Source organism: Kineococcus indalonis, from assembly GCF_009906395.1.
GTDB classification, from domain to species: domain Bacteria; phylum Actinomycetota; class Actinomycetes; order Actinomycetales; family Kineococcaceae; genus Kineococcus; species Kineococcus indalonis.
Genome location: NZ_JAAALM010000436.1, coordinates 1 through 3,502 on the forward strand (window position 1 = coordinate 1; position 3,502 = coordinate 3,502).

3 protein-coding genes are annotated in these 3,502 nt (G+C 77.4%); 1 reads left to right on the forward strand and 2 read right to left on the reverse strand.

Annotated elements, in window-relative coordinates; all coding sequences use genetic code 11:
• A partial coding sequence (locus GTR00_RS17005) for a response regulator (RefSeq protein WP_276610288.1) occupies positions 1–659 on the forward strand: 659 nt, incomplete at its 5' end.
• Positions 660–704: 45 nt separating this feature from the next.
• Here GTR00_RS17005 and GTR00_RS17010 read toward each other — a convergent pair.
• Entirely contained in the window at positions 705–1,376 is a 672-nt protein-coding gene (locus GTR00_RS17010) for an O-methyltransferase (protein WP_166612771.1), read from the reverse strand.
• A 71-nt stretch (positions 1,377–1,447) separates the two neighbouring features.
• The coding region (locus GTR00_RS17015; RefSeq protein ID WP_240900491.1) for a S9 family peptidase at positions 1,448–3,502 on the reverse strand (2,055 nt) is incomplete at its 5' end.

The following is a 3,502-nucleotide window of genomic DNA, read 5'->3' on the forward strand; positions in this document are numbered from 1 at the left end:
GCCCCACGCGGGTCCTGCTGGTGGACGACGACGCGCTCGTGCGCGCCGGGCTGCGCATGATCCTGTCCAGCGCCGAGGACGTCGAGGTCGTGGGCGAGGCGGAGAACGGCGCGCAGGCCGTGGAGGGCGTGGCCGCGCACCGCCCCGACATCGTCCTGATGGACGTGCGCATGCCGGTGATGGACGGGCTGACCGCGGCCAAGGCGATCACCGAGCGCCCGCAGGCGCCGGCCGTGGTGATGCTGACGACGTTCGACCTGGACGAGTACGTCTTCCAGGCGCTGCAGTCGGGGGCGACGGGCTTCCTGCTGAAGGACACCCCGCCGCGCGAGCTGGTGGCCGCGGTGCGGGTGGTGGCCGCCGGCGAGGCGATGCTCTCGCCGACGGTGACGCGCCGGCTGGTGGGGCACTACGCGGCCGACGCGGTGAACCCGCGCCGGCGCGAGGCCGCCGAGCGCCTGCAGCTGCTGACCGACCGCGAGCGCGAGGTGCTGGCCGCGGTGGGCCGGGGCCTGTCGAACGCGGAGATCGGCAGGGAGCTGTTCATGAGCGAGGCGACCGTGAAGACGCACGTGTCGCGCCTGCTGACGAAGCTGGAGGCGCACAACCGCGTGCAGGTCGCGATCGTCGCGCACGACGCGGGGCTGCTGGACGGCTGAGCGCCCGCGCCGGGGGCGGGGGCGGGTGCGGGTGCGGGTGCGGGCTCAGTCCACCACGGCCAGCGCGAAGCCGTCCCAGCCCTTGGCGCCCACCGTCTGCAGGGCGGTCGCGCTCAGCCGCGGGTGGGCGCCCACCGCGTCCAGGAACGTGCGCACCCCGCGCACGTCAGGGTCGCCGTCGGCCGCGGGGTCCACGAGACCGCCGCGGCGCACCACGTTGTCGCCGACGAGGACGGTGCCGGGCCGGGACAGGCGCACCGCCCACTCCAGGTACTGCGGGTAGCCGCGCTTGTCGGCGTCGATGAACACCAGGTCGAAGGGGCCGGCGCCCTCGCGCTCCAGGACGGGCAGGGTGTCCAGCGCGGCGCCCACGCGCACCTCGACGACCTCGGCCAGCCCGGCGCGGTGCAGGTTGCGCCGTGCCACCTCGGCGTGGTGCGGCTCGAACTCCAGGGTGACCACGCGCCCGCCGCCGGGCAGGCCGCGGGCGAGGTGGATGGTGCTGTAGCCGCCCAGGGTGCCGATCTCCAGCACGCGGCGGGCGCCGGACACCCGGGTCAGCAGCGTCAGGAACGCGCCCTGCAGCGGGGAGACGTCGATGGCGGGCAGGCCCGCGGCCCGGTTCTCCGCCAGCACCTGCTCCAGCACCGCGTCGGCGGGCAGCAGCGCCCGCGCCAGGTGCTCGTCCACCGCGCCCCAGCTCTCCTGCACGGGCACATCGTGCCCGAGCCGCACCGCCCGCGCACGGCCCGCGGGGGACGTGCGCGGGCCGTGCGCGGGCGCCCCGCTCAGCGCAGCAGGTCCGGCACCCGGAGCTCCACGCCGTGCACGTGGGTGGCCAGGAACGCGAACACCGTCTCGTACCAGAGGGTGGAGTGCTGCGGGGTGAGCACCCAGTGGTTCTCGTCGGGGTAGTACAGGAACCGGTGCGGCATCCGGTCCGGCTCGCCGTCCCAGTGCTCGTTGAGCGCCCACCACAGCGCCAGGCCCTCGCCGATGGGCACCCGGTGGTCCTTGTCGCCGTGGATGACCAGCACGGGGCTGGTGATGGAGGCGGCGTGCGCGGAGGGGTCGTTGGCGGCGACCATCTGCGGCGTCATCTCCCGCGCCCAGTACCAGGGGGCGTCGGTGGTGGCGCCGAAGTGGCCCAGCGACCACAGGCTGGCGTGGGTGACGACCGCCTTGAACCGGTCGGTGTGCCCGGCGATCCAGTTGGCCATGTAGCCGCCGAAGGAACCGCCCATCGCGGCGGTGCGCGCGGCGTCGAGGTCCTCGCGCTCCAGCGCCGCGTCGGTGATCGTCATCAGGTCCGTGTACGGCTCGGCGCCCCACGCGCCCCAGCCGCGCGCCAGGAAGCCCGCCCCGTACCCGGTGGACAGGCCCGGGTCGGGCAGCAGCACGGCGTACCCGCGCGCCACCGCCAGCCACGGGTTCCACCGCCACGACCACGCGTTCCACGAGCCCAGCGGGCCGCCGTGCACCCACAGCAGCAGCGGGGCCGGCGCGGACGCCGAGGCGCCGGCGGGCAGCGCCAGCCAGGCGCGCAGGTCGCTGCCGTCGGCGGCGGTGGCGGTGACCTCGGTGAGGGTGCCGGGCAGCGGCGCGGCCGGCGCGGGGCCGGGCAGGGGCCGGGGCTGCTGGTCGGCGGCGCGCGCGTCCAGGCGCACCACGGCCGGCGGGGCGTCCACCGCGGAGCGCACCGCGTACACGCTCGCGCCGTCCGGGGAGACCTGCGGGGAGGAGTAGGCGCCGCGGTCGCCGGTCAGGCGCGTCACCGCGCCGGTGGCGACGTCGACGCGGAAGACCGGGGCGCCGCCGAGCTCGTCGGCGGCCAGGATCAGCGCGTCCGAGCCGGGGGTCCACCGCGGCTCGGCGTGCCAGAACTCCCGGTCGGGCACGACCTCGCGCACGCCCGAGCCGTCGAGGGCGACCAGCACCAGGCGCACGGTCGGCGGCTGCGTCGGGGTGGAGCGGGACTCGGCCAGGGCGGCGACGGAGCGCCCGTCCGGGGAGACGGCGACGGCGCCGAACTCCTGCTGGGGGTCGTCGGCCAGGACCCGCACGGCCCCGTCGGCGGTGGAGATCGCCACCAGGCGCACGTACGCGTCGCCGCGCGGCTGCGCGACGACCTCGGTGGTGACCACCTCGGCGCCGTCGGGGGTGAGGGCGGCGGTGGCCTCCCGGTAGCGCCCGCCCGGGGCGGGGGTGAGGTCCTCCCAGCGCAGCAGGTCGCGCTGCCCGGCGGCCGGCTCGGCGCCGGGCAGCGCGGCGGTGAGGAAGCGCGGCTCGTCGGGGCCGAGGTCGGCGTCCCAGTAGCGCACCGGGACGCCGGAGTGCAGGACCGCGCTGACCTTCTTGTCCTTGCGGGCCTTGCGGCGCTCGGCGTCGGAGGTGGGCCCGTCCTCGGCGGCGTCGGAGCCGGGCAGCGTGGCGGAGGTGACGACGACGCGGGCGCCGGTGCGGGCGACCAGCGGGGCGGACACGCCGCCGGGGCGGGTGCCCACCACGCGCGCTTCCCCGGCGGCCGGCAGCGCCCACAGCGCGGCGGGCGCGTCGCCGTCGCCCTCGGCCTCGGGGTCGGGGCGCGCGGAGGTGAACAGCAGCGTGCCGTCGGGGGCGAACACCGGGGAGGACTCGGCCGCGGCGCTGCGGGTCAGGCGCCGCGCGGGCCGCTGCCCGGCGGGGTCCACCTCCCACAGCGCGCCGCGCCAGCGCGTGGCGTCGGGGGTGAGGGTCGCCACCGTCGTCACCAGCCGGGTGCCGTCGGCGGACAGGGCCAGGCCGCTGAGGCGCGGCAGCGCCGCGAAGGCGGCCAGGTCGGCGAAGGGCGTGCTGGTGGGGGT